At 71.4% G+C, this 23,639-nt stretch carries 22 protein-coding genes; 7 read left to right on the top strand and 15 right to left on the bottom strand.

Going from position 1 to position 23,639, the window contains the following annotated elements:
* Positions 1-8: 8 nt before the first annotated feature.
* Entirely contained in the window at positions 9-416 is a 408-nt protein-coding gene (locus tag ACZ7MF_RS16070; protein ID WP_471477428.1) for a RidA family protein, read from the bottom strand.
* Positions 417-1,182: 766 nt separating this feature from the next.
* The gene (locus ACZ7MF_RS16065) at positions 1,183-1,584 is read right to left on the bottom strand and encodes a cupin domain-containing protein (protein ID WP_356858300.1); all 402 of its coding nucleotides are present in this window, start codon (positions 1,582-1,584) and stop codon (positions 1,183-1,185) included.
* A 1,226-nt stretch (positions 1,585-2,810) separates the two neighbouring features.
* On the opposite strand from ACZ7MF_RS16065, the gene ACZ7MF_RS16060 reads away from it, so the two are divergent.
* Positions 2,811-3,080 carry a WhiB family transcriptional regulator gene (locus ACZ7MF_RS16060; RefSeq protein ID WP_471477427.1) on the top strand — a complete coding sequence of 90 codons (270 nt, stop codon included), beginning with the start codon at positions 2,811-2,813 and terminating at the stop codon, positions 3,078-3,080.
* A 126-nt stretch (positions 3,081-3,206) separates the two neighbouring features.
* On the opposite strand, the gene ACZ7MF_RS16055 is transcribed toward ACZ7MF_RS16060, so the two are convergent.
* On the bottom strand, positions 3,207-3,806 hold the full coding sequence (locus tag ACZ7MF_RS16055; RefSeq protein ID WP_471477426.1) for a YceI family protein: 600 nt from the start codon (positions 3,804-3,806) through the stop codon (positions 3,207-3,209).
* A gap of 347 nt (positions 3,807-4,153) precedes the next feature.
* Between ACZ7MF_RS16055 and ACZ7MF_RS16050 the strand changes: the two genes are divergently transcribed.
* From ACZ7MF_RS16050 to ACZ7MF_RS16040, 3 genes are all read left to right on the top strand, one after another.
* Positions 4,154-4,774: a DUF5134 domain-containing protein gene (locus ACZ7MF_RS16050; RefSeq protein ID WP_471477425.1), complete on the top strand. Its 621-nt coding sequence runs from the start codon at positions 4,154-4,156 to the stop codon at positions 4,772-4,774.
* Positions 4,775-5,670: 896 nt separating this feature from the next.
* Entirely contained in the window at positions 5,671-6,603 is a 933-nt protein-coding gene (locus ACZ7MF_RS16045) for a sigma-70 family RNA polymerase sigma factor (protein ID WP_471477424.1), read from the top strand.
* 136 nt (positions 6,604-6,739) lie between these two features.
* The gene (locus ACZ7MF_RS16040) at positions 6,740-7,495 is read left to right on the top strand and encodes a DUF1275 family protein (protein WP_471477423.1); all 756 of its coding nucleotides are present in this window, start codon (positions 6,740-6,742) and stop codon (positions 7,493-7,495) included.
* 42 nt (positions 7,496-7,537) lie between these two features.
* On the opposite strand, the gene ACZ7MF_RS16035 is transcribed toward ACZ7MF_RS16040, so the two are convergent.
* The 5 genes from ACZ7MF_RS16035 to ACZ7MF_RS16015 are packed head-to-tail and all read right to left on the bottom strand — an operon-like array spanning position 7,538 to position 12,479.
* Positions 7,538-8,605, bottom strand: a complete 1,068-nt coding sequence (locus ACZ7MF_RS16035) for an aldose 1-epimerase family protein (protein WP_471477422.1) — start codon at positions 8,603-8,605, stop codon at positions 7,538-7,540.
* The gene (locus ACZ7MF_RS16030; RefSeq protein ID WP_471477421.1) at positions 8,602-9,348 is read right to left on the bottom strand and encodes an SDR family NAD(P)-dependent oxidoreductase; all 747 of its coding nucleotides are present in this window, start codon (positions 9,346-9,348) and stop codon (positions 8,602-8,604) included. The genes ACZ7MF_RS16035 and ACZ7MF_RS16030 overlap by 4 nt, the downstream gene beginning before the upstream one ends.
* A gap of 10 nt (positions 9,349-9,358) precedes the next feature.
* Positions 9,359-10,165: an enoyl-CoA hydratase/isomerase family protein gene (locus ACZ7MF_RS16025; RefSeq protein WP_471477420.1), complete on the bottom strand. Its 807-nt coding sequence runs from the start codon at positions 10,163-10,165 to the stop codon at positions 9,359-9,361.
* A complete protein-coding gene (locus ACZ7MF_RS16020; protein ID WP_471477419.1) occupies positions 10,162-11,271 on the bottom strand; it encodes a carbohydrate ABC transporter substrate-binding protein in 1,110 nt (369 codons plus the stop codon). Before ACZ7MF_RS16020 ends, ACZ7MF_RS16025 begins: the two co-directional genes overlap by 4 nt.
* Positions 11,268-12,479, bottom strand: coding sequence for a CaiB/BaiF CoA transferase family protein (locus tag ACZ7MF_RS16015; protein ID WP_471477418.1), 1,212 nt, complete (start codon positions 12,477-12,479; stop codon positions 11,268-11,270). The genes ACZ7MF_RS16020 and ACZ7MF_RS16015 overlap by 4 nt, the downstream gene beginning before the upstream one ends.
* A 140-nt stretch (positions 12,480-12,619) precedes the next feature.
* Here ACZ7MF_RS16015 and ACZ7MF_RS16010 point away from each other — a divergent pair, with 140 nt between their 5' ends.
* Both ACZ7MF_RS16010 and ACZ7MF_RS16005 read left to right on the top strand, forming a co-directional pair.
* Positions 12,620-13,792: a fumarylacetoacetate hydrolase family protein gene (locus tag ACZ7MF_RS16010; RefSeq protein WP_471477417.1), complete on the top strand. Its 1,173-nt coding sequence runs from the start codon at positions 12,620-12,622 to the stop codon at positions 13,790-13,792.
* A gap of 20 nt (positions 13,793-13,812) precedes the next feature.
* The gene (locus tag ACZ7MF_RS16005; RefSeq protein ID WP_471477416.1) at positions 13,813-14,856 is read left to right on the top strand and encodes a LacI family DNA-binding transcriptional regulator; all 1,044 of its coding nucleotides are present in this window, start codon (positions 13,813-13,815) and stop codon (positions 14,854-14,856) included.
* Positions 14,857-14,918: 62 nt separating this feature from the next.
* Here the strand turns inward: ACZ7MF_RS16005 and ACZ7MF_RS16000 are convergent, their stop codons facing one another.
* Together ACZ7MF_RS16000 and ACZ7MF_RS15995 are read right to left on the bottom strand one after the other, a co-directional pair.
* Positions 14,919-15,584: a ThuA domain-containing protein gene (locus ACZ7MF_RS16000; protein ID WP_471477415.1), complete on the bottom strand. Its 666-nt coding sequence runs from the start codon at positions 15,582-15,584 to the stop codon at positions 14,919-14,921.
* 47 nt (positions 15,585-15,631) lie between these two features.
* Positions 15,632-16,774, bottom strand: coding sequence for a mandelate racemase/muconate lactonizing enzyme family protein (locus ACZ7MF_RS15995; RefSeq protein WP_471477414.1), 1,143 nt, complete (start codon positions 16,772-16,774; stop codon positions 15,632-15,634).
* Between the two features lie 126 nt (positions 16,775-16,900).
* Here ACZ7MF_RS15995 and ACZ7MF_RS15990 point away from each other — a divergent pair, with 126 nt between their 5' ends.
* A complete protein-coding gene (locus ACZ7MF_RS15990; protein WP_471477413.1) occupies positions 16,901-17,650 on the top strand; it encodes a FadR/GntR family transcriptional regulator in 750 nt (249 codons plus the stop codon).
* Positions 17,651-17,723: 73 nt separating this feature from the next.
* On the opposite strand, the gene ACZ7MF_RS15985 is transcribed toward ACZ7MF_RS15990, so the two are convergent.
* The 5 genes from ACZ7MF_RS15985 to ACZ7MF_RS15965 form a co-directional block, all read right to left on the bottom strand.
* A complete protein-coding gene (locus tag ACZ7MF_RS15985; RefSeq protein ID WP_471477412.1) occupies positions 17,724-20,387 on the bottom strand; it encodes a right-handed parallel beta-helix repeat-containing protein in 2,664 nt (887 codons plus the stop codon).
* 79 nt (positions 20,388-20,466) lie between these two features.
* Positions 20,467-21,258, bottom strand: a complete 792-nt coding sequence (locus ACZ7MF_RS15980; protein WP_471477411.1) for an SDR family NAD(P)-dependent oxidoreductase — start codon at positions 21,256-21,258, stop codon at positions 20,467-20,469.
* Positions 21,259-21,286: 28 nt separating this feature from the next.
* Positions 21,287-21,628, bottom strand: a complete 342-nt coding sequence (locus ACZ7MF_RS15975) for an L-rhamnose mutarotase (protein ID WP_471477410.1) — start codon at positions 21,626-21,628, stop codon at positions 21,287-21,289.
* 259 nt (positions 21,629-21,887) lie between these two features.
* On the bottom strand, positions 21,888-22,730 hold the full coding sequence (locus tag ACZ7MF_RS15970; protein ID WP_189284187.1) for a carbohydrate ABC transporter permease: 843 nt from the start codon (positions 22,728-22,730) through the stop codon (positions 21,888-21,890).
* On the bottom strand, positions 22,727-23,638 hold the full coding sequence (locus ACZ7MF_RS15965) for a carbohydrate ABC transporter permease (RefSeq protein WP_471477409.1): 912 nt from the start codon (positions 23,636-23,638) through the stop codon (positions 22,727-22,729). The genes ACZ7MF_RS15970 and ACZ7MF_RS15965 overlap by 4 nt, the downstream gene beginning before the upstream one ends.
* Position 23,639 lies beyond the last annotated feature (1 nt).

The following is a 23,639-nucleotide window of genomic DNA, read 5'->3' as shown; positions in this document are numbered from 1 at the left end:
CCTGCGGGCTACTGGTGCGTCACGTCGAGGCGGACGACCGCGCCGATCTCGACGAGCTGGTCGGGCAGCGCAAGGTCGGCTACCCCCATGACGGTGCTGGTGGGCCGGTGGTCACCGCAGTACGCGGCGTGCAGGCGGGCGACCGAGTCGAAGTGTTCCCGCAGGCCCTTGACGAGGACGGTGGTCTCGACGATCTGGCTGCGGACGGCGCCGAAGTGCTCCAGCACCCGGTCGAGGTTGTCGAGCGTCGTCCTCACCTGGAGCTCGAAGTCGCCCGCCCCGACGAAGGCCCCGTTGCTGTCGTGCGACACCTGCCCGGAGATGTACAGCGTGTCGCCGGCCTGCACGGCCTGGCTGTACCCGTAGAGAGATTCCCAGGGCATACCGAAGTTGAATTCCTTGGACTGGACAGTCATGGCTCTCTCCTCATGGTCGACCGAATCGTCCCCGCTCGGGCGGGGACGACAATGAAGACCGGCAAGGTGCCGATGCTGTGACACCGTTTACCAGTCCCACCTTTTGGTAGCGTGGGGTCTGCCTTGCCGGCCGGTTCGGTGCGCCCACTCGACCGGTCATCGAGCACACCGTACGCGAGCTGGTGGACTCCGGCATCACCGACATCACCATCGTCGTCTCGGGCGGCAAGAGCCTCATCCAGGGCCACTTCCGTCCCAACCCCGCCCTGATCGAACAACTGTGCACCGACGGGAGCGCATCACCGGTCTGGTCGAGCGGCCCGAGCCCTCCGCCGCTCCGTCGGCCGCTGGTACGACACCGGCAACCCGGCGGACTGCCTGGTCGCCCAGATGGCGTCCGCCCCGGCCCACCCGGAGTACGGGCCCGTCCTGCGCGGTCTGGTCGCCGGAGTCGACGCCGATCGAGCCGATGCACGGTGACCTTCCCGGCGCGGCGGGCGCGGTTGCATCCGCCACGGCGTAACAGACGGGACTGTCAGGGGCCGCACCGCGGGCATGGGATTGACGTGTCCGTGCATGCCGATGTGGCGGAACGCGATGGTAGTCACAGGTCGTCGCCCCGCAGGGAAGGAGTCGTGACGCCGCTCGGACCGGCGGACGTCGACACCTCGCACAGGTCACGCTCGATCTGATGGTGCAACAGCAGCACTCCCGCCCTGGCCGCGACCGCCCCGGCGCTCCGGCGCGGTTCGGTGGGCCGCGGCGGTCAGTCCGTGGGTCGCGGTGCGCGCAGGTGGGCCCGCTGCTTCAGCTCCTCGTCGTCGACCAGCGTGAGCATCGGCTTGCCCGGCGCGCAGAGCATGAACACGATGTACTTGGCCGACGCGTCCGACCGGGCGTTGCCGTTCTTGTAGTGGATCGTGTCACCACCCGGTTCCCAGAACGTGTCACCGGCCTTGAGCACACGCTCGGGCTCTCCCTCGAGCTCCCACTGGACCTCGCCTTCGGTGACGTAGCCGAAGCACGGCCCTGAGTGGCGGTGCGGAGGGGTTCCCGGGTGGCCGGGAGGCCACTCGACGGCAACGGTCATTCCCGAGGCTCCCTCGGGGATGAAGGGCGGCTTGACATCCGCCAGCATCTTGGGTCCGAGCCCGTCCATCGAGTCCATCTCATGCACTGTGACACACCTCCGTAGCTTCCCGGCACGGTCGACTTCACGTCGGCGGTCCGGGCTCTCACAACTTGCTTCACACTGAAGACCGGGCATCGCCGGAATCTGTGACGGCCTGGGCCCGGGGCGGTTCCAGGTGCGGAGTTTGTCGGGGTTGAGGGTGACCCAGACCTGGACCACCTGAGGGCCGGCGATATCGAGGCTGATGACCGCCACGACCCGGTCGTCGTAGCGGACGACCAGACCGCTGCGTCCGTTGACGGAGCGGGTGTGCAACGCGGTACGCGGGTGCCGCGCCAGCAGGGTCAACAAGGCGTGGGCGACCTGGGTGTTGCTGTGCACCGGTTTGACCAGTGCCCTGACCTTGCCGCCGCCGTCGAAGAACGCTGTCGCGTCCGGGGCGAGCAAGGACGCCAGGCGTTCCGCATCCTCCGCCGCGCAGGCGTGCCCCACCGCTCGGGCCACCGCGTCGTGTTGCCGCGGCGGCGTAGGACGTGTCCGCCCGGCCCGCAGACTACGCCGTGCACGGTCCGCCAGTTCCTCGCACTCCGGCTCGGAGCGACCTACTGTTCCGGCGACCGCTTCCGGCACCATCCCGAAGACATCGTTGAGCACGAACGCCGCCCGCTCGGCCGGGGAGAGCGCGTCGAGCGCATTCAGCAGCACCTCGCTGATCTCCTCCTCCAGCATCCGCTGCCGCTCCGCCGCCACACCGGCGGGTGCCACTTCGCCGGACCGCCCGTCGTCCGTGCCGGGTTCGCCTCGCTCCGGCAGGGCCAGGCGAGCCAGGCAGATCCTCCCGGCGACCTGCGCCAGCCAGGCACGCGGGGCAGTGATCCGAGCACGCGCGGGATCCGACTGCTCGTACCACCGCCGGTACGTCTCATCGACGACACCCTCGGCAGCACGGCTGCTGCCCAGCATCCAAGAGGCGAGCTCCAGCAGCTGCCGCCGCTCGTCGAGCAGCTCAGCGATCGGCACCGCGTCGTCGCCGACATCCATTGCAGCAACCTCCCTCACACCACGCACAAAGGCTCGAACGGGACGGCTGCGTCCTCGGCAGGACGCCTGCTCGTCCGCTCAGCACGGAGACCGGGCAACGGTGCGTCTTGTGACTGCGACCGCTGCCGTGTGTCACACAAACGTCGACCCTTCGGTCTCACCTGTGACAGACCGGCCGGAGCCTTCGGGAACCGGCCCAGACTTCGACAAGGAGGTCTTCTGTGGACTGGCGTGAAAGGGCCGTCTGCCTCGGCACGGACCCTGACCTCTTCTTCCCCATCGGGGACAGCACCAGCGGTCCGACACTGATGCAGATACATGAGGCGAAGGCTGTGTGCCGTCGTTGCCCCGTGCGGCAGCAGTGCCTGGACTGGGCCCTGGAGACCGATGCCGTCGAGGGCATATGGGGCGGCACCACGGAGCAGGAACGCCGCGCCTCGAGGCGACGTCTGGTACGCCGGTCCCGGAACGCGCCGGCGGCGGTGGCCTGACCGCCGGCTCAGGGCCTCAGGGCCTGTCCGCTTCGCGGCCGGTCACCACATGCGACGGGTCGGCCCGGCCCCACCGGGCCGGGCCCGCAGTGTGCTCGTCGAGTTTCGGGAGACTCCGGGTTGGTGTCAGGCAGCGGCCGCGGGGTCGGCGCGCAGGGCCGAGATGTCGAGGACCAGCGTCACCTTGTCGCTGACGAGGACGCCCCCGGTCTCCAGCGCCGCGTTCCAGGTGAGGCCCCAGTCGGAGCGCCGCAGGGTGGCTGTACCCGAGAAGCCGACCCGGTCCCGCCCGTCGGCGTCCCGACCGGCTCCACCGAACTCCAGATCGATGGCGAGGGGCAGTTCGACGTCCTTGATCTTCAAGGCTCCGGCCAGACGGAATGTGTCGCCGCCCGTGTCGACGACCCCCGTGGAGCGGAACGTCATCAGGGGGAACGTCGCGGAGTCGAAGAAGTCGGGGCCCGTGAGGTGCTCGTCCCGCTCCCGAATGCCGGTGTCCAGGCTCCCGGTCTGGACGCTCAGATGCGCCTCGGACCTGGACGGCTTGAACCCGTCGAGCTTGAGGAGTCCTTCGAAGGCGCTGAACTTCCCGCGCACTTGGGAGATCATGGCGTGCCGGACGGAGAAGCCGAGCACGCTGTGCACCGGGTCAATGGTGTAGATGCCGGTCAGTGCTTCGTATCGACCGGGGCCGGCAGCGGCCTTCTCATTGCTGCTTTTGAGCATGGTGAGTCACCTCTTCGTACTCGGGAAATCGGATGGGTGGGGAGCGTCGGCACCGACCGGCAGGGTGTTCTCCGCCAGTTCGGCACCCAGTAGGAAGACAAAGTGGTGACTGCGTTTGTGACAGGCGGCCGTGGGCCTCGGCGAGGCCTCACTGCGGAGTCTGCACGTAGGACAGGACGCGGGCCATTGTTGTGACACCGTTCGAGGGCGTCACGAATTCACAGGCCGCGCGGTCACCTCTGGGAGACGGCCATGGAGCCTCGGCACAGGGGCGTGGCGTTCGTCAAACGATGTGACCGTCCACGACGGCGGTGAATGCTCGGAATCGAAGAAGGGCGTGAGACGGCATGCCGGCTGCTGACGTCGTGAACTGCATGCTGACCGTGCTGTTCACGGCCGTTGCCGTCCGGACACTGCGGCACGGCGTCCTGTCAGGTGGCTCCGGATGGCGCGACGGCGTCGACCAACTCCTGCACCTCGCCATGGCCCTGGCCATGGCGGTGATGCCGTGGAGCTGGGGACGCCTGTTGCCACAGGCTCCGATGACAGCGCTCTTCGCGGCCGCCGCACTCTGGTTTCCTCTGACTGCGGTCGGCCGCCGCCGCGAGCCGTGGCCGACCGCGATCGGACGGAGCCTGCCGTACGCGGCAGGCATGGCCGCGATGGCCTGGATGACCTACTCCGCTGCGGACGCCTCGCACGCATCCCCGACCGAGGGCCTCCCGGCGATGCAGCAGGCCGGGCATGCGGGCCACGTCGGCGAGCACGCGCAGACCGGTGCCGCAGTCACCGGAGTACTGGCGCTCTGTCTCCTCGGGTGCGCTCTGCGGTCGCTGACCCGCGACATGCCCGCACTCGGCAGGGTCCCGCGCTCGGAGGACGGCTCCAGCACCGGAAGGCCGTACCGCCACTTCTGGGACGGATCGATGAGCCTGGGCACGGTCGTCATGCTGCTGATGCACCACTGACCGCCCACCCCCGGGCCGCAGAGCGCCGGCGCCTCGACCGGCGTCACACCGACGAACCCACCCGATGTGCACGACCCGGTGCGCCTGGAGGTCGATGGCGGCCGGGCCCGATGCGGATGAGGGTGTCGCCGTGCGCGTGCGGTGAGACCCGGGAAGCGGGCGCCGATCAATGCCGCCGCCGCGCTGTGGTCCAGCGCGGGTACCTCGTACTGGGGTGGCCGTCCGGCGCAACAGGGAGCGCACCGGATGGGAGGCGAGGAGTCCGTCGGGCACAGGATCACTGCCGAACCCCGGTGCACCGCGGAGAACCGTGTGGTGCGAGCTGCATCGAGCGATGGGGATCTGGTCACACTGTGCCTGGCGGAGCGAGCGCCGGCATCAGTCAGGTGACTGCATGGTCCTGTTCCGTACGGTCTTTGGGTGATCCTGGACGACGTCCAGTGGCTCGACCGGCCTCGCCTCGGTCATTCGGCCGGTGGACGCCGACGAACTGCTCGGCGTTGCGACGGGGGACGGCAGGGCGGCCGGGCGGACGGGCTTCTGGTCATTCGACTGATGACGACGCTTCCACACGCGGCCAGGATCGGTGTCGTCCCTGACTCGCAGAGCGGAACGCCACGTGGCTACCGGAGGGCAAGGTGTGCGTCGCACTGGGCCCGTGCCCGCTGGGGCCGAGGAACGCCGCCTGGAGGAGACGGACCTGCCGCAGAAGGAGAATCGCCGTGACTGCCACGTAGCGGTGTCCCTCGGAGCGTCGCGATGAACACCGTGTGTCACCTCAGGAAGCCTGACGTGGGACGGGCCTCGGCCGTCTCACTCGACACGAATCTGTCACACTTACGGAACTGCCTCGGTCTATGAGAGACACGGACCGGAGCAACGGAGGCCGATGGCTCATGCATATCGAACTGGACCCCGCGGCAAACGATCTCGACCAAGCTGTCTCTGTCTTCGTACAGCACCGCCGGCGCCTTTTCGGAATCGCCTACCGCATGCTCGGCAGCGCGGTCGAGGCCGAAGACGTCGTCCAGGAGGTGTGGCTGCGCTGGCAGCGGACCGATCGCTCGGTCGTGGTCAACCCGGTGGCCTTTCTGTCGCGCACCACGACCCGCCTGGCCATCAATGTCTCCCAGTCCGCGCGCGTGCGTCGGGAAACCTACGTTGGCCCGTGGCTGCCCGAGCCCGTCGACACGAGCTCCGACCCGGAGGTGGGCGCGCAGCGCGCGGAGGCCCTTGAGCTGGCGCTGCTGCTGGTGCTGGAGAGACTGACCCCCGCCGAGCGCGCCGCATACGTACTGCGCGAGGCGTTCGACTACCCGTACGCCGAGATCGCCGACATCCTTGACCTCAGCATCGTCAATGTGCGGAAGATCGTCAGCCGCGCTCGTCGGCACCTGTCGGACGAGCAGCGGGAGAGTGTGGACGCAGCCGAGCACCGGCGCCTGCTCGACGTATTCGTCTCAGCGGCACAAACGGGAGATGTGGCGGCACTGGAGGCCCTGCTCACCCCCGATGCCGTCAGCCTGTCCGACGGCAACGGAATGCGGGGGTGCGCCCGTGTGCCCGTGCTGGGGCGTGCTCGGGTGGCCATGCTGTCGACCTACCGGCGCCTCTGGGGGGAGGCGGAGGCGGAGTTGGTCGACGCCAACGGCTTTACGGGCGTCCTGGTCCGCCGGGAGGACCGGCCCGTCACCTTCATGACGGTGGCCGCGTCGAAGCAGGGCATCCACCAGGTGATGTGGCTGTTCAGCCCGGGCAAGATCTCCGCGTTCCTCGGTTCGCGCTCCCGTCTCGCGGTCGCCCCCGTGCCGGCGGCGAAGGGCGCGTGACTGTCGCGGGCGACTGCCCATGTCCGTCTGCTCACTGAGACCGGCACCGACTCCCGCCACCTTGCGCACGCCGAGGCCCGGCACGCCGTGCGGCCGACCGTACGCAGCGGTCGCCGCGCCCGGCATGTCGCGGCCCGTGCCCCACGTCGGTCGGCGAGGATTCCGTCCGGGGCCCGGACGAGGCGAGGAGAGGACCACGGAGGGCAATCGGCATCGGGATCTCCCACCGGGGTCGTGGCAGGGCGCGGACACCTGGGCCGGGCGGCTGCTGACCTTCTCCGCGGGCGCCGTCAACGCCTGGGGTTTCCTCTCCCTCGGCGGCGTCTTCACCAGCGTGGTCACCGCCAACTCGGCGTTGCTCGGGGTCGGTCTGGGCGGCGGGGACCCGACGCTCGGCGCCCTGGCCGCCGTCGCGGTGCTCTGCTACGTGCTCGGTGCGGCGGGAGCCGGCTGGGCGGCCGGCCGTGCCCAGCGGGGCGGACGCCTGCGCCCCGCCGACTTCCTGCTGCTCGAGCTCGTCCTGCTGTGGGCCGTCGTGGCGTGGTGGCTCGCCGTGGGCGGGGACCCGTCCGGCGGGGAGCGCGCGGCGATGCTGGGAACCCTGGCGGCCGCGATGGGCTGCCAGAACGCCGGTGTCCGTGTCGCGATGGGCGCGCAGGTGCCGACCGCGTACCTGACGGGACTGCTGACGGGGGCCGTCACCGACGCGGTGACGGCCCGGCGCGTCCAGTGGCGTGCCCTGGTGACGATGGCACTGCTGATCCTGGGCGCGGCCGCCGCCACGCTGCTGGAGCGTCTGCTGCCCGGCGCCGCACCGCTGCTCCCCGCGCTGCTGGTGACGGCGGCGTGGCTGACGGGGCGCGCGCGTACGGGAGCCCGGCGCGCCTCCTGACGCGTCGCGCCCCCGCGTCGCCCCGCACCGCGGTCCCGGTGGTCAGTCCAGGTGGCCCACCCGGAACGCGGTGGTGTACTCCCGCTCCTCACCGGGGGCCAGGAACGTCATCGACCCGTCCTCCCGGGCCGCGGCCTCGCCCTGCACATGGTGCGTGGACGGTTCGAATCCGACCGCGTAGGCGCCCTCGCGCAGGTGCAGCCACTGGAAGAAGGACGGGAACTGGGCCGTGTCGAACTCCAACTCGAAGTAGACGCCCAGGCGTTCGTTGACCAGTCGGGGCCGGACCAGGCCCGCCGCGTCCGGTTCCAGTTCGTGTTCGTAGACCTGCTCCACGAAGCCCGGCAGCGGGGCGGGCATCTCGGTGTGGGACACGCCCTGCTCGGCGACGCTGTCGCTGCGCCACAGGGTGCGGTGCGGCGGCAGCTCGTAGCGGGCGCCCTCGTCCAGGAAGGGCCAGCCGACGTTGACGTGGTACAGGTACATGTGCGGCGTCGGGTCGAAGCCGGCGTTGCGCACCCGGTCGATCAGGCGGATCTCGCTGCCGCCCAGATCGGCCTCGATGCGGCGGGTGAGCCGCAGGTGCTCCCCGAAGATCGCGGCCTGGCGCACCTCGCCCTGCGCCCAGAGCACGCAGCGGCCGTCGTCCTGCCACCGCTCGCCGTACCCGGTCAGCCGGGCCGGCAGGTTGGCGACCCGCCCGTGGAGAGCGTGCACGGCCGTGCGCCGCGGCGGATAGCGGTACTGCGAGGCGTCCACCTCGGCGCCGAAGAGCGTGTGGTCCAGGCCCGCGGTGAGCAGCAGCCCCGAGAAGCTGCGCATCATGGACAGGCCGTCGTCGTCGCGGTACTCGTGCAGTCCCGGGTGCCTGAAGCCCGTCGCCGAGCGCCAGCCGAAGCCCCGGCCCTCGAACTCGGCCCCGCCGAGGTCCATCGCCCGGTCCACCAGCACGTCGAACGACAGCCCGGCGCCGGTCCGGAACTCCAGCGTGCGGATGCCGCGTTCGGAGCCGTCGTCCAGGACGACGGAGCGCACCCCGCCCGCCGCGCTCAGGTCGCCCGCGTGCCGGGCGAGGGACTGCCGGTCGTGGGCACGTCCGTACAGCTTCACGCCATCACCCACCCTCCGTTGACCTCCACGCACTGACCGGTGACGAACGAGGCGTCCGGGCCGGTGAGGAAGGACACCACCGAGGCCAGCTCCTCGGGCCGTCCGCGCCGCTTCAGGGCCTGGTGGTCGAGCACGTGCCGCCGATAGGCGCCGGGGTCCTCGTGGATCTCCTCGGCCGCGGTCGGAAAAGCCCCGGGGGAGACGCAGTTGACGCGGATGTCGGCGGGACCCAGCTCCCGGGCGAGGGCGCGGGTCAGGGCGACGGCGGCGCCCTTGGTGGAGACGTAGGCGGCCAGGGAGTCCCAGCCGCCGTGCATCGTGATCGAGGCGACGTTGACGATCGCCCCGCCGCCCGTGCCCGTCATGTGCCGCGCGGCAGCCTGGGCGGCGACCCAGTAGGCACGCTGGTTGACCGCCACCACCTCCTCGTACTCGGCGAGCGGCACGTCCAGGAAGGCCCGGCTCGGGTACACGGCGGCGTTGTTGACCAGTACCCGCAGCGGGCCCAGTTCGGTGACGGTCCGCTCGACGGCCGCCGCCACGGCCGGGGCGTCGCGCAGGTCGGTGGTGAGGGCGAGCACGCGGGCGCCGGCCTTCTCGACCAGCGCGGCGGTGTTCTCCAGGGACTCGGCGTCGCGGTCGAGTACGGCGACCTCGTGTCCGTCGGCGGCCAGCCGGACCGCGGTGGCCCGGCCGAGGGCGCCGCCGGCACCGGTCACCAGTGCGGCTCGGGGTTGCTTCATGACGTTCCTCTCAGCGCTTGTGGAAGACGGGGGTGCGCTTCTCGGCGAACGCGCGCCGGCCCTCCGCCGCGTCCTCGGTGGCGAAGCAGACGGTCTGCAGGTCGCGCTCGTAGGCGAGGGCCTGGTCCTCCGGCAGGTTCCCGGCGGCCCGCAGGTTGATCTTCGCCGTCTCGGCCGCCACCGGGGCGCGGGAGGCGATCACGGCGGCGAGGGCGCGGGCACGGTCGAGCAGTCCGGCGCGGGGCACGACCTCGCTCACCAGATGCCAGGCCAACGCCCGGTCGGCGTCGATGCGTTCGCCGGTGAGCAGCATCAGTGCCGCATTGCTCGGCCCGGCCGCGCGGCTGAGGAAGGCGGCCATGCCGCCGCCCCCGATCCAGCCGAGCGTGATCTCCGGTGCGCCGAAGGACGCGGCGTCCGCGGCGAGCCGGATGTCGCAGGACAGGGCGGTCTCCAGCCCTCCGCCCAGGGCGTATCCGCCCACCGCGGCGACGGTCGGGGTGCGGGCGGCGCGGATGGCGTCGCAGTAGTCGACGCGGTTGCGGAAGTCCCACGGGGTGGCGTACTGGTCGAGTGCGCCGATGTCCGAGCCGACGCTGAAGGAGCGCTCGCCCGCCCCGGTGACGACGAGCGCCCGGACCTCGTCGGTCGTGTCGCACCACTCGATCGCCCGCACCAGGGCCCGGGACATGTCGGGGGTGACGGCGTTGAGCTTGGCGGGCCGGTTCAGGGTGAGGGTGGCGACCCGGTCCGCGACGTCCAGCAGGACGTGGTCGGTGCCGAGGTCGGGCGGCGGGAGGGTGCCGGTGTCGCTCATGGCTGGCGTTCCTTCGGTGTCCGGCTCGCCCGGTACAGGGCGCGCATCCGGTCGAGTGCTGCACGGTGGTCGGTCTCGCCCGCGAGCGCGGCGCGTACGGCGGCCGACGCGGAAGTCTGGAAGCCGATGCAGCCGGCGTGCCGGGGCCGCACCCAGGCCTGCTCGCAGGTGGCGGCGGTGCGTCGGTAGAAGTCGGCGGCGACGGTCCCGGGGGAGGTCCAGGCGGTGCGGGCGCTGGGCTGTCCGCCGTGCCGGGGCAGGAAGTCGCCCTGCGCCTCGGGGGACATCAGCCAGCGCACGTGGGCGAGGAGTTCCGGGGACGGCACGCAGCGGGCGCTGAGCGCGATGCCCGTGCCGCCGAGCGTGGAACCCGGTCGCCCGCCCGCGGTCACGGCGGGAGCGTCGGTGAAGGTCAGGCGGTCGGCGTAGGTGACGTAGCCGTACACCAGCGGGCAGTGTGCCAGTCGGTCCGTGGCGGCCATCAGTTCCAGCAGCCCGATCGGGTTGAGTGCGCGGGTCTCGGGCGGGGCGAGGGCGTCGAGGTCGGCCATCAGGTCCAGCACCGCGAGTCCCGTGTCGTCGCCGATCAGCTGGTCCGGGTCGGCGGCCGGTTCCTCGCCCACGGCGACCGCGACGGAGGCGAAGGTGAGGAAGGCGTGCGGTCCGGCGAGGGACAGGGCCACGGGGGCCCGGCGGGCCAGGCGGCGTACCTCGTCCCAGCTGCGGGGCGGCTCCCCGACGAGGTCGGACCGGGTGGCCGCGACCTGGGTGGCGGCGTCCAGCGGCAGCGCCCACTGGCGCCCGTCCATGGCGTACGACCGCATGGTGGGGCCGATGGAGTCGGCGCCCCAGCGGGCCAGTTCCGCCGGGGTGAACAGGTCGTCGAGCGGCCGCAGGCACCCGGTGTCCAGCGCCTCGCCGAGGTGCGGGTGGTCCAGGACGACCAGGTCGTAGCGGGCGCACAGCTCGTCGATCGGGTGGGACTCGAAGCCCTCCAGCGGCTGCACGTCCCAGTGGACGAGGCCGCCCGCGGACGCGGCCAGGGCGTCGTACCCGCGGGGGTGGTCCCAGGTCAGACCGCGGTAGGGCGGGCCGGCGTGCGTCATGAGGCCGTCTCCGTCACGGCGCCGGAGGCGAGGAGTTCCTCGATCTCCCCTTCCGCGAGGCCCGCTTCGCTCAGCACCTCGCGGGAGTGCTCCCCGACGAGCGGGGCGCCGCGGTCGATGCGGGGCGGGGTGGCGGAGAACTTGTAGGGGAAGCCGGGCACGGTCACACGGCCCTCGGTGGGATGGTCGTAGGTGACGAAGGTGCCGTTGTGGCGGATCTGGGGGTCCTGCACCAGGTCGGCGTAGCCGTAGACGGGGCCCGCCCAGATGCTGGCGGCGGCGAAGGCGTCGAGCCAGTGCCGCGAGGGCCGGGTCAGCAGCCGGGCGGCCGTGCGGGCGAAGATCTCGTCCCGGTGGGTCCAGCCGTGCTCCTCGTCCTCCATGGACAGGAAGGTGTCCTCGCCGAGGATCTCGCCGAGCTTCTTCAACGGCGGGAAGGCCAGGACCAGATAGCCGTCGGAGGTCTGGAAGGCGCCGTAGGGCGAGCGGATGTAGACGTGGGCGTGCGGTTCGGCGGAGCGGGTCTGGGGCAGCCCGCCGACGGTGTGGACCGACAGTTCCTGCATCTGGAGGGTGGTGACGGCGTCGAGCATGTTCACCGTCACCAGCTGGCCCTCGCCGGTGCGTTCGCGGTGCAGCAGTGCGGCGAGTACGCCCTCGAAGGCGGTGGAGGCCGTGACGGCGTCCACGAGGTACTGCCCCGCGGCCCGCGGCGCCTCGCCCGAGCGGCCGCTGGACAGCATGGCCCCCGACATCGCCTGCAACAGCAGGTCCTGGCCCGGGCGCTGGGCGTAGGGGCCGTCCTCGCCGTACCCGGAGATGGAGACGTAGACGAGGGAGGGATTGATCGCGGCCAGGGAGGCGTAGTCGACGCCCAGGCGGTCGGCGACGCCGGGGCGGTAGTTCTGGAGGAAGACGTCGGCGCCCGCGACGAGGCGGCGCAGGACCTCCTTGCCCGCAGGGTCCTTGAGGTCGACGGCGAGGGATCGCTTGTTGCGGTTCAGGGAGAGGAAGGAGACGTTGATCCGGTTGCCTTCCGCCCCGCCGGCCGCGGCGTGGCGCTGCCACTCCCCGGTGACCGGTTCGACCTTGACGACGTCGGCGCCGAGGTCGCCCAGGCGCTGGGCGGCGAACGGGCCGGCCATGGCGATGGAACAGTCGAGGACCCGGTACCCGCTGAGAACGCCGGGTTTGTCGCGCGAGGCCATGGGACTCCTTACCCTGTTGTTAGCGCTACCGATAGCGCTAACATGCACGCTAGGCGGGCGCCGCTCGCAGTGTCAACGTCCCTGCCCCGACCACCTCGCACCTGCCGGGACGGGACCGGGGCAACCACGAAAGGAATCCGATGAACCAGTGGCCCGACGCCGCGACCACCCTGCCCGCCGACGGAACCGGGGGCGCGCTCGTCGGCCGGGTCTGGCGTCCCGGCCTCGGGCCGTCCGTGGTGGCCGTCCGCGAGGACGGCCTGCACGACATCACCGCGGCCTTCCCGACCGTGCGCGACCTGTGCGAGACGCCGGACCCCGCCGCCCGGCTGCGGGCCGCCCGGGGCGAGCGGATCGCCGGGCTCGACGAGGTGCTGGCCAACACGCCCGTCGACACCCGGGACCCGCGACGGCCGTGGCTGCTCGCGCCGGTCGACCTGCAGGCCGTCAAGGCCGCCGGGGTCACCTTCGTCGTCTCGATGCTGGAGCGGGTGATCGAGGAACGCGTCCGCGGGGACGCCGCGGGTGCCGCCGAGGCCCGGGAGCAGATCCGCCGGCTCGTCGGCGACGACATCGCCGCCCTGCGGCCGGGCTCGGACGAGGCCGCCGCGCTCAAGGAGCTGTTGGTCGCGCAGGGGGCGTGGAGCCAGTACCTGGAGGTCGGCATCGGCCCCGACGCCGAGATCTTCACCAAGGCGCCCGTGCTGGCCGCCGTGGGCAGCGGCGCCGACGCCGGCGTGCACACCGCCTCGCGCTGGAACAACCCGGAGCCCGAAGTGGTGCTGGCCGTCTCCTCCACCGGGGCCGTGGTCGGCGCGACACTCGGCAACGACGTCAACCTCCGCGACGTCGAAGGCCGTTCCGCGCTGCTGCTGCCCCAGGCCAAGGACAACAACGCCTCGGCCGCCCTCGGCCCGTTCCTGCGCCTGTTCGAGTCGGGCTTCCGCATGGACGACGTACGCCGGGCCACGGTGACCCTGACCGTCGAGGGCGCCGACGGCTACCGGCTGGACGCCGAGTCCTCGATGGCCGCCATCAGCCGTGACCCGCTGGACCTCGTGGCGCAGCTGCTGGGCCCGCACCACCAGTACCCCGACGGCGCGGTGCTCTACCTCGGCACCATGTTCGCGCCCGTGGAGGACCGCGACGCGCCCGGCCAGGGGTTCACGCATCACGACGGCGACCTCGTCGCCGTCGCCACGCCGAAGCTCGGCACGCTCGCCAACCGGATCCGGCCGAGCGAAGCGTGTGTGCCGTGGACGTTCGGCATCGCGGATCTGATGCGGGCGCTGGTGGCGCGGGGAGCACTGTGACGCCCGATATCGTTTCCGGCGTGACCCAGCCGCCGCCCCGCCGTCCCCGTAAACGCTCCGCGACCCGTTCGGTGACCCTGTCGGACGTCGCGGCGGCCGCCGGGGTGTCGGCGCAGACGGTCTCCCGGGTCGTCCGCGACCCCCTGTCGGTGTCCGACGAGACGCGCGCGAAGGTCCAGGCGGCCCTCACGGCCACCGGCTACGTGCCCAACCTGGCCGCCAGCAACCTGGCCTCGAACCGCAGCCGTACGGTCGCCGCCCTGGTGCCGCAGATCAACGCGTCGGTCTTCGCCGACACGGTGCACGCCTTCTCCACGGCGCTGGCGGCCCACGGCTACCAGATCTTCGTCGGGACCACCGACTACCGGCCCGAGCACGAGGAGGAGGTGCTGCGCAGCTTCCTGGGCCGGCGGCCGGACGGACTGCTCATGGTGGGGACCCGTCACACCCCGGGCACGCTGACGCTGCTCGGGGCGGCCGGGGTGCCGGTCGTGGAGACCTGGGGCTGGTCCGAGGACCCGGTGGACCTGCTGGTCGGCTTCTCCAACGCGGCGGCGGCAGGGGCGATGGTGGGCCACCTCGTGGAGCGCGGCCGGCGGCGGATCACCTTCGCCGGGCGGCACACCTCCGGCGACCCCCGGGCCGCGGAGCGCCTCGACGGCTACACCGGCGCCGTCCGGGACCTGCTGGGCGGCGAGGCGCGCACCGTGGACGCCGGTCCCGAGCCGGTCACCATGGACACCGGTGTCGTCCTGCTGGACCTGGCGCTGGAGAGGTACCCGGACTCCGACGCGGTGATGTTCTCCAGCGACGTCTTCGCCGCCGGTGCCCTCCAGGCCTGCGTACGGCGCGGCATCGACGTGCCGGGCACGCTCGCCCTGGCCGGCTTCGGCGACTTCGAACTGGCCCGGCACCTGGTTCCGGCGCTGACCACGGTGGCCGTACCCAGCGCGCGGATCGGGGAGTTGGGCGCCGAGCTGCTGCTGGCGCGGATGCGCGGTGCCACGGTCGACGTCCCGCACCGGGACGTGGGACACCGGGTCGTCGCGCGCGAGAGCACCTGACACGCGCGGGGTGCCGGGCCGTCGCGGGCGGGAGCGCCGGGCGGCCCGGACGCCCCCCGGCATCACGCGCGCGCCGCCCACACGAGACCGCGGCCGACGATCGCCGCCGTCTGCGGCACCCTGAGGTCCGCGACGCGGTGCCCGAGGGTGCAGACGAAGACCCGCCCCGCTCCCCAACGGCGCGTCCACACCACGGGGAACTCGACGGGTTCGTCCCACGGATCGGCCGGGCCCGGGGCGAGCACGGACGTGGCCAGGACGGTGTTGAGGGAGTCCGTGAGCACCCAGTAGTGCTCGGTCTCCACGTCGTAGTCCGTGACCCCCTCGGTGATCCCGCCGTCCCGGTCGGGGGTGGCGGAGATCCGCACGGTGAACTCCTGGAAGCCGTCCGGGTGCCACAGGAAGCGGCCCCCGACCATCCGCAGGTAGCGGGGGTTGGCGACGTTCGTGGCGACCACGCCCCCGTGCCAGCCGGCGAAGCCGGTGCCCGCCTCCACCGCGTCGACCAGGTGCGCCTCCTGGGCCGCCGTCAGCCCGCCCGCCGACCAGGAGTGCACGACGAGGTCGGTGGCGGCGAGCAGCCCCGGGTCCTCGTACACCGCCAGGTCCTCGGCGACCTCGACCTCGAACCCCGCGCGCTCCAGTGCGGGCATGACCGACTCGGTGCAGCCGACCGGGTCGTGGCCCTCCCACCCGCCGCGGACCACCAGAGCCTTTCGCGTCCTCATGTCCTGCTCCCTCCTCAGCGCGTCCTCGTCACGTCCTCGTCACGTCCTCATCGCGCCTGCGGTGCGAGTCTGAGGCCGGCGTCGGCGGGGCGGACGTGCGGTCCTGACGGGAGCGACCACCCGCCCGCCGCGGCCCGCGCGACGATCCGCTCCTCGTCGACCTCGATGCCCAGTCCCGGGGCGTCGCCGAGCACGATCCCGCCGTCGGCGATCTCCTGGTCCACCCGCAGTCCGACCGGGAAGGCCAGGTCCTGCACCTCGGTCACCAGATGGTTGGGCACGGCTGCCGCCGCGTGCGCGACCGGGTTGGCGTTGTACCCGACGGGACTCACCGGCAGGCCGTGCCCGAAGGCGAGCGTCGAGACCCGCAGGAAGTGGGTGATGCCCCACACGGCGCCGGTCTGCACGACCCCCACCGCGTCCGCGGCCAGCAGCGGCCGGAAGTGCTCGAGGCCCGTCAGGTTCTCCCCGGTCGCGACGGCGGCGCGGATGCCCGTGGCGACCGCACGGTGTCCCGCCACGTCCCAGCGCCGGACCGGTTCCTCGATCCAGGTGAGTTCGACCCGCTCCTCGACCTGCCGGGCCAGACGCACCGCCTGGTGCCGTCCCCAGGACTCGTTGACGTCGTACATGAGCGCGGGACGGTCGCTGTTGACCCGGAACACGTCGCGGACCGCCGCCAGGCGCCGCACGTCCCGGTCCACGTCGAGACCGCCCTTGACCTTGGCGCCCGTGAAGCCGCGCCGCGCCCACCGCTCGTGGAACGCGACGAGTTCGTCGTCGGTCAGCGCGTAGTCCAGGCCGGAGGCGTAGCCCGGCACGAACCGGTCGGCGGCGCCCAGCGTCCGCCACAGCGGCTCCTGGGCGATCTTCGCCTTGAGGTCCCACAGCGCCATGTCGAGGGCGCCGATCGTGCCGAACACGTGCCCGCCGTGCCCGGACTTGAAGACATGGGCGAGCATCCTGTCGTAGAGCGAGGTGACCGCCCGGGGGTCCTGGCCCTCCAGCGCGGGGAAGACCCGCTCCACATCGGCGTGGCCGCCGAGGCCCACGCCGGTCAGGCCCTCGTCCGTCTCCAGCAGCAGGACCGGCACCTCGGTGACGCCGGCGGTGACGACGCCGTTCACGTCGCCCACCGGTCGTCCCCACTCGTGGACCGTGGCAAGGGACCGGTATCCGGTGATGCGCATCGCGTCTCCCACGGCTGAGTCGTAACTTGTGATACGAGTGATGACCTTAGCATGTTCGGCTAACCTGGGGTCATTGGACAGCGGGGGCCGGGTGAACCTGCACGAACTTGGGGAGTCTCTGACCAGATGATCAAGCCATCCGCGGACACCACCGCTGTGTCCCGCCCTCAACGACGCCGGCCGCCGCTCGCTGCGGCCGTCGTCCAGAGCCTCGCGACGGCCATCGTGCTCGGGGAGTACCCGCCGGGCACCGCGCTGCCGTCGGCGGGCGAGCTCTGCGAGGAGTACGAGGTGAGCCGGACCGTGATCCGGGAGGCGACGACGACGCTCGCCGAGAAGGGGCTGGTGGCGACCCGTCAGGGCTGGGGGACCGTCGTCCTGGGCCAGGACCAGTGGAGCCTGCTCGACCCGCTGGTCCTCGACGCGCTGTTCCAGCGCAAGGACCGCCTGGTCTATCTGGACAACCTGATCGAGATCAGGACCACCCTGGAGTGCGCGATGGCCACCCGTGCCGCCGGGCGCATCGACGAGGAACAGTCGGCGGCGCTCTCGGCCAAGCTCGACGAACTCGCGGGCCTGATCGACGATCCCGAGGCCTACTCGCGCGCGGACATCGAGTTCCACGAGATCATCCACCACGCCTCCCGGGACGCGTTCGGACGGGCCATCGTCTCCAGCATCCAGGGCAAGGCCGTGCGCTCCCCGCAGTACAGCGGGGACCCGACGCGCGAGGACATCGAGCTGACGCACGAGGCGCACGCCCGGGTCGCCGCCGCGGTGCTCGCCGGGGACGGCGACGCGGCCGCCGAGGCGATGCGCGAGCACATCACGTCGTCGTGGGCCCGCCGACGTCCGGCCGACGCGCCGGACGCGTAGGACGGCCACAACGAGGCGGCCGAGGGACCCGTCGCCGGACCGGTCCCTCGGCCGCCTCGCCCTGTTCAGCCGGTCACGGCCGGCCGATCCCCGCCGCGGTCACGTGCCGGTTCCACTCCGCGACCCACGCGGCCCCGTACGCCTCGGCCACCGCGCCGGAGCCGGAGAACTTCAGCGTGTCGAGGTCCAGACCCGTCTCCGTCACCGAAGCGGCCGCCACCGAACGGGTGTTGACCTTGTCGCTCCAGCGCGACAGGTTGTACTCCGCCGCGGGCTCCGTGAACGTCGCGGTCGTCTCCACGAACCCGGAGCCGCCGCCGACGACCACCGCGTGGTCGATCTCCACACCGGACGGCGCGTAGAGCGAGTCGGCGTCGTCCCACACCGTCGCCCGGCTGCATCCGTTGGTGCCCGCCGTCGCGTAGTCGGCCGCCGTGCAGTCCTTGCCCGTCGCGGTCACCCTCGGCACGTACCACCGCTCGACCTGCGGGTACGCGATCGGCTTCCCGTCGGAGTACGTCGCCTTGCCGCTCGTGTAGTGCTCGTGCCAGGCCGCCACGGTCTCGGGCGTCGCGCTGTACTTCTCGCCCTCACGGACGTCGAGGAACGCGTTGAACCTGCTCTGCAGCACCCAGCTGTTGTCCAGCGGCAGCCGTGTCTCGCCCTTCTTGTGGTAGATGCCGCCGTGGCCCACGTGCTTCACGCCGATGAACACGTTGTCGTTCGCGGTGTTGCTGTGCCCGGAGTTGAGGTTGACCCCGGAGTTCGAGCCGTTCACCACGTTGTGGTGGAAGCGCACACCGGACGCGCCGTCGTCCATGTACATCGCGTCGTTGGAGCCGCCGATCTTCTCGAAGTGGTTGTACGCGATCTCGTTGCCCAGATACGTGAAGTCCCGGCCCGCGTAGACCGCGCCCATGTCCCCGGCGTTCTTCACCACGTCGTGGAAGTGGTTGTGGTTGACGCGCATGTCGTTGCCCATGATCTGTACGGCCATGTGCGGTGCGTCGTGGACGTAGTTGTACTCGAAGGAGTTGCCGACTCCGTACAGGTAGCCCGCCGGCGTGTAGGTCGCCAGCTTCGAGAAGCGCGCGATCTCGTTGTGCCGCGCGACGTTGTCGCCCCGTTCCAGCGTGGCCCGGTCGCCGCCGCCGAGCAGGACCCCGCCGCCGCCCAGGTCGTGGAGGTAGGAGTTCTGCACGACGTTGTCGTGGCCGCCGCGCAGGCTCTGGTAGTCCGGCATGGCCGTGATGGTGTCGGTCGTCCGGCCGATGCGGACGGCGTCCATGCTCACGTTGGAGATGTCGACCGCGTCGATGAGCGTGCCGACGGCGTCCAGGAGCTGTACGCCGCTGACGAGCGACCCGGTCATGGTCAGACCGCGCAGGGTCACACCCTGTGTGCCGTCGAGCAGGAAGAAGTTCTTGTCGAAGGTCTGGAGCGTGGCGTCCCTGCCCTCGATCGTCCCGCCCTCCGGCCGGTAGTAGAGGACGTCGTTGTCGTCGTAGCGGTCGATGTAGTACTCACCGGCCGCGTCCATCTCCGACAGGACGTTGAGGACCTTGACCTTCGTCCACGCGTCCTGCGGAATGTACATCGACGGGTACTTGGTGTAGAGCCGGTCCTCGCTCCAGGACAGGATCCGCACCATGTCGTTGGCGTAGTTGTTGCCGAAGTACCCCGACAGCCAGCCCTCCGTCTCGGCCTTCGTGTTGTCGATGTCCTCGATCCACCGCGGGTCGAGCTGCACCGGGACGTCGGCGTAGTCGCCGAAGCCACGGGTGCCGAGGTCGTCCACCGTCGGCACCGCCTCGGGCGCCCAGCCCTTGTAGCGGTCCCCGGCCGCCGCACGGCCGCCCACCGTGAAGATCTGCGGGGTCATGCGCCGCATCTCCTCGGGCGACCAGGTGTCGCGCCCGTCCGCGTCGTCGAGCTGCTGCTTCTTGTCCTCGAACTGGGCCCGCGGGGTGGTGCCGGAGGAGTTCCAGTCGTCCTGGAGGCCGAAACGGGCGTCGAGGTCCACGTTCATGAGGTCCCGGGGGGCCTCGGCGTCCCACTTGTCGCCGGTGCCCCACAGGTGGCAGCCGGTCTCCTTCGTGGCGCAGGAGTTCCCGTTCGGGTACTCGGCCAGGACCTGGGTGGCGCCGCCGACGACGAGTTCGGGAGCGAAGGGGTCCTGCACCCAGTTGAAGCCGTTCTTGTACAGGGTGCCCGGATCGATGCCCTGGGCGCCGAGGTCGTAGACCCACACGCCCTCGCGCAACTCGGGTGTGTCCAGGCGCGTGTTGGAGGAGTACTGCGGCTGGGCGAGGGTCTCCGCGGAGAGGTCGGTGAGCTTCTTCCATCCCTCGGCGGGCAGTTCGTGCGACCCGGTGATCGTCACCTTCTCGTCGCGGTACGGGGCGTAGGTGACCCAGGAGTTCGCGGTGCCCTTCAGCGCGACGGTGTCGTCGAGGACGTAGGTGCCGCCCCGGATCAGCACCGTGCCGCGGGCCTTGGCCGACGTGTGGCCGGCCAGGGCGTCCCGGGCGGCGGCGATGGTCCGCAGCGGGTCCTTCCGGCTGCCGCTGTTGGCGTCGTCCCCGTCGGTGGCGGAGACGTAGACCGTCAGCTTCCCGGGAGCGGAACCGGCCGCGGCCGCGGCGGCCCCGGCTCCCGGTCCGACGGCGCCCGCCGTCAGGGCCAGGGCGACCGCGGCCAACAGGGTCCGGGCCGGTCGTCGCCGAGTTCTCAGCATGGGGTGCCCTTTCGTCGGTTCTCATGTCACTGACGTGGGGGGTGCGATGCGGGGGGTGGTCCGGTGTGCCGCGCTCCGGTCAGCTGCCGTCGGGCCGCAGCCGCAGACCCTGCATGCCACCGTCCACGGCGAGGGCCGTGCCGGTGACGGACGCCGCCGCCGGGGACGCCAGGTAGGCGATGGCCGCCGCGACCTCCTCGGCGCTCACCAGACGGCCGGTCGGCTGGCGGGCGTTGAGCGCGGTGCGCTCGGCCGCCGGGTCGTCGGCGCTCGACAGCAGGCGGTCTATCCACGGGGTGTCCGCCGTACCGGGGTTGACGCAGTTCACCCGGATGCCCTCACGGATGTGGTCGGCGGCCATGGCGAGGGTCAGGGACTGCACGGCGCCCTTGCTCGCGCTGTACAGCGCCCGCTGGGGCAGCCCCGCGGTCGCCGCGACCGAGCAGGTGTTGACCACCGCCGCGTGCCGGGAGGCGCGCAGGTGGGGCAGTGCGGCCCGGGTGGTCCGCACGATGCCGACGACGTTGACGTCCAGGACGCGGTGCCACTCGGCGTCGTCGTTGTCCGCGACCGTCCCCTGGGCGCCGATGCCCGCGTTGTTCACCAGGATGTCCAGGCCGCCCAGCAGATCCACCGCCCGGGCGACGCCGGCCCGCACGGAGTCGTCGTCGGTGACGTCGCACCGCACGGTGAGCAGAGCCTCGCGGTCGGTGGCCGGCAGGGCGTCCGGGGCGAGGTCGAGGACGGCGACCCGGGCGCCGCGGTGGGCCAGCAGCCTGGCCGTGGCGAGCCCGATCCCCGACGCGCCGCCCGTGACGACGGCCGCGAGAGCGTCGAGTTCGGGGGCCGGGGGAGTGGGGGTGTGCGGCATGACGGTGTTCCTTCGCATGGGGTGGCGGTCAGTCCAGGTGGAAGAGTTCCTCGCCGGTCACCCACCGCTCCCCGGGCTGCGCCGAGTCCAGGGGCTGCTGGCAGGGATCGGTGAGCGTCCACCACTGCTGGGTCTCGGGGTCGGCGGCGACGGCGGCCATGTCGGCCTCGTAGTCGTCGCCGGTGTACTCGAAGTAGGCGAACAGGATGTGGTCGCGCAGGAAGATGGAGTAGTTGGTGACGTGCGCGCGGGAGAGGGCGTCCAGCACCGGCCGGGGCACCGCACGGTGCAGCTCCCGGTACCTCTCGGCGTGTTCCGGGCGCAGCCGGATCACGGACGCCACCCGGCGGGGTGTGCGGGGTGCGGGCATGGCAGGTCACTCCTTCGCGAAACGGGTCGCTGCTGGTGTGTGACGGGCCCGGCGCGGGCAGACAGGGGCCGCCTAGGGGGTGTCGTTTGGATCAGGCCGGCTCCAGGCAACGGTGCCTAGTGGCCGACCCGAGCGGGGTCTGGTGCGTGCAGCTGCAAGGCGGAGGAGGGCGACAGGGCGGAGCCCTGGCAACCGACGACAACGCCGCAGATGTGCGTGCCAGGCCCCGCGCCCCGCGGCAAGATCCAAACGACACCCCCTAGCCCTTGACCGCCCCCGCCGCGAGCCCGCTCATGATGTGCCGCTGCATCACGACGAAGATCACCAGGATCGGGATCACCGCGAGCAGCAGGGTCGGGAACACCTTGGTGTAGTCGGTGGAGTACTGGCCGACGGCCGCGTACACCCCCGTGGTGACGGTGTAGACGCCGCTGCCGGGACCGAGGATCATCTGCGGGCTGGCGAAGTCGTTCCAGACGCTGAGCGAGTTGAGGATGAAGACCGTGGCGACGATCGGCCGCATCAACGGCAGGATGATCCGCCACAGCGTGCGGTACCGGCCGGCCCCGTCGATGGCCGCGGCCTCGTCCAGCGACCTGGGCAGCACCCGGATGTAGCCGAAGAACACGAACAGCGTGAACGGGATGGTGGTCGCCGTCATGAACAGGATGAGCCCCGGCAGCGTCCCCATCAGGCCGATCCCCCGCAGCACGAAGATGACCGGCACCAGGATCACCTGGGTGGGGATGAACATGCCCGCGATGAAGAAGAACAGCAGCAGCCGCGAGATCGGCTTCGACGTGCGGGCCAGCACGTACGCCGCGGGCGCGCACACCGCCATGGCGAGGGCGTTCACGCAGAGCACCAGCGCGATGGTGACGCCGTAGCCCTTGAGGATGCTGAAGTCGGGGTTGTTCCAGGCGTCGGCGAGGTACTGGAAGGTCGCCGTGCCGAAGCTCGGCGAGAACGGGTTGGCGAGGATCTCCTGCTGGCTCTTGAAGGCGTTGACCACCAGGAGGTACATCGGCACGAGCATGCCGAGGGACACCAGGGAGACGAACGCGACCCGGACGGTGGCGGCCGAGGTGAGTGTTTTCTTCATCCGATGGACTCCGCGTCGTCCTCGGCCCGCCTGCGCAGGACGAGGACCGTGATGGCCAGGACCGCGGCGGCGACGATCAGCAGCACGGCCTGGGCCGAGGCGACGCCGATGTCCCGCTGCGGGAAGGAGACTGCGAGGATCGAGTAGGCGAGCGTCTTGGTGGATCCCGCCGGGCCGCCCCCGGTCAGCGACACGACCACGTCGTACGTCTTGAGCAGGGAGATCCCCGAGGTGATGACGGCGACCGTCACGGTGGACGCCAGCGAGGGCCAGGTGACGGCACGGAAGGTCTGCCACCGGCTCGCGCCGTCGATCCGCGCCGCCTCCAGCAGATCCGCCGGCACCGCCTGCAGACCCGCCAGGTAGAGGATCAGCTGGACGCCGAAGAGCGACCAGACGATGACGAGGATCATCGACCACAGGGCCCAGTCGGGATCGCTGAGGAAGGGCAGGCTGTCGGTGCCGACCTTCTCCAGCATGGTGTTGACCACGCCCTGCGGGCCGAGGATGGCCTGCCACAGGAAGCCCACGACCAGCGCGCTGAGCACGTGCGGGTAGAACATGACCACCCGGCCGAAGGTATTGAACCGGTTGGTGCGCTGCAGCAGCAACGCGAGCCCCAGCGCGGCCAGATTGACCGCGACCGCGCCCACCACGGCCACCACGGCGGTGACCACCATGGTGCCGGTGATGTCGTCGGACTCGAACATGGTCCGGTAGTTGTCCAGACCGATGAACTCGGGGACCCGGTGGGGGAATCCGTTGTACTCGGTGAAGCTGTAGTAGATCGCGTAGATCACCGGTACGACCAGCAGGGCGACGTAGACGAGCACCGCGGGCACGACCATGCTGACGCGGGCGCCCAGGTCGCGCCACGCCCGCGGCTTCGAGACAGTTGTCCGTTCCATG

The organism is Streptomyces sp. NPDC111628, assembly GCF_055635195.1.
Note: the sequence above shows the minus strand (reverse complement) of the source record. Positions and strands in the feature narration are given on the sequence as shown.

Excerpts from the sequence above, each read along its gene's own strand:
- ACZ7MF_RS16070 (WP_471477428.1), bottom strand. The coding sequence starts at position 416 with ATGACTGTCCAGTCCAAGGAATTCAACTTCGGTATGCCCTGGGAATCT.
- ACZ7MF_RS16065 (WP_356858300.1), bottom strand. The coding sequence starts at position 1,584 with ATGGACTCGATGGACGGGCTCGGACCCAAGATGCTGGCGGATGTCAAG.
- ACZ7MF_RS16055 (WP_471477426.1), bottom strand. The coding sequence starts at position 3,806 with ATGCTCAAAAGCAGCAATGAGAAGGCCGCTGCCGGCCCCGGTCGATAC.
- ACZ7MF_RS16050 (WP_471477425.1), top strand. The coding sequence starts at position 4,154 with ATGCCGGCTGCTGACGTCGTGAACTGCATGCTGACCGTGCTGTTCACG.
- ACZ7MF_RS16045 (WP_471477424.1), top strand. The coding sequence starts at position 5,671 with ATGCATATCGAACTGGACCCCGCGGCAAACGATCTCGACCAAGCTGTC.
- ACZ7MF_RS16030 (WP_471477421.1), bottom strand. The coding sequence starts at position 9,348 with ATGAAGCAACCCCGAGCCGCACTGGTGACCGGTGCCGGCGGCGCCCTC.
- ACZ7MF_RS16025 (WP_471477420.1), bottom strand. The coding sequence starts at position 10,165 with ATGAGCGACACCGGCACCCTCCCGCCGCCCGACCTCGGCACCGACCAC.
- ACZ7MF_RS16020 (WP_471477419.1), bottom strand. The coding sequence starts at position 11,271 with ATGACGCACGCCGGCCCGCCCTACCGCGGTCTGACCTGGGACCACCCC.
- ACZ7MF_RS16015 (WP_471477418.1), bottom strand. The coding sequence starts at position 12,479 with ATGGCCTCGCGCGACAAACCCGGCGTTCTCAGCGGGTACCGGGTCCTC.
- ACZ7MF_RS16010 (WP_471477417.1), top strand. The coding sequence starts at position 12,620 with ATGAACCAGTGGCCCGACGCCGCGACCACCCTGCCCGCCGACGGAACC.
- ACZ7MF_RS16000 (WP_471477415.1), bottom strand. The coding sequence starts at position 15,584 with ATGAGGACGCGAAAGGCTCTGGTGGTCCGCGGCGGGTGGGAGGGCCAC.
- ACZ7MF_RS15995 (WP_471477414.1), bottom strand. The coding sequence starts at position 16,774 with ATGCGCATCACCGGATACCGGTCCCTTGCCACGGTCCACGAGTGGGGA.
- ACZ7MF_RS15990 (WP_471477413.1), top strand. The coding sequence starts at position 16,901 with ATGATCAAGCCATCCGCGGACACCACCGCTGTGTCCCGCCCTCAACGA.
- ACZ7MF_RS15985 (WP_471477412.1), bottom strand. The coding sequence starts at position 20,387 with ATGCTGAGAACTCGGCGACGACCGGCCCGGACCCTGTTGGCCGCGGTC.
- ACZ7MF_RS15980 (WP_471477411.1), bottom strand. The coding sequence starts at position 21,258 with ATGCCGCACACCCCCACTCCCCCGGCCCCCGAACTCGACGCTCTCGCG.
- ACZ7MF_RS15975 (WP_471477410.1), bottom strand. The coding sequence starts at position 21,628 with ATGCCCGCACCCCGCACACCCCGCCGGGTGGCGTCCGTGATCCGGCTG.
- ACZ7MF_RS15970 (WP_189284187.1), bottom strand. The coding sequence starts at position 22,730 with ATGAAGAAAACACTCACCTCGGCCGCCACCGTCCGGGTCGCGTTCGTC.
- ACZ7MF_RS15965 (WP_471477409.1), bottom strand. The coding sequence starts at position 23,638 with ATGGAACGGACAACTGTCTCGAAGCCGCGGGCGTGGCGCGACCTGGGC.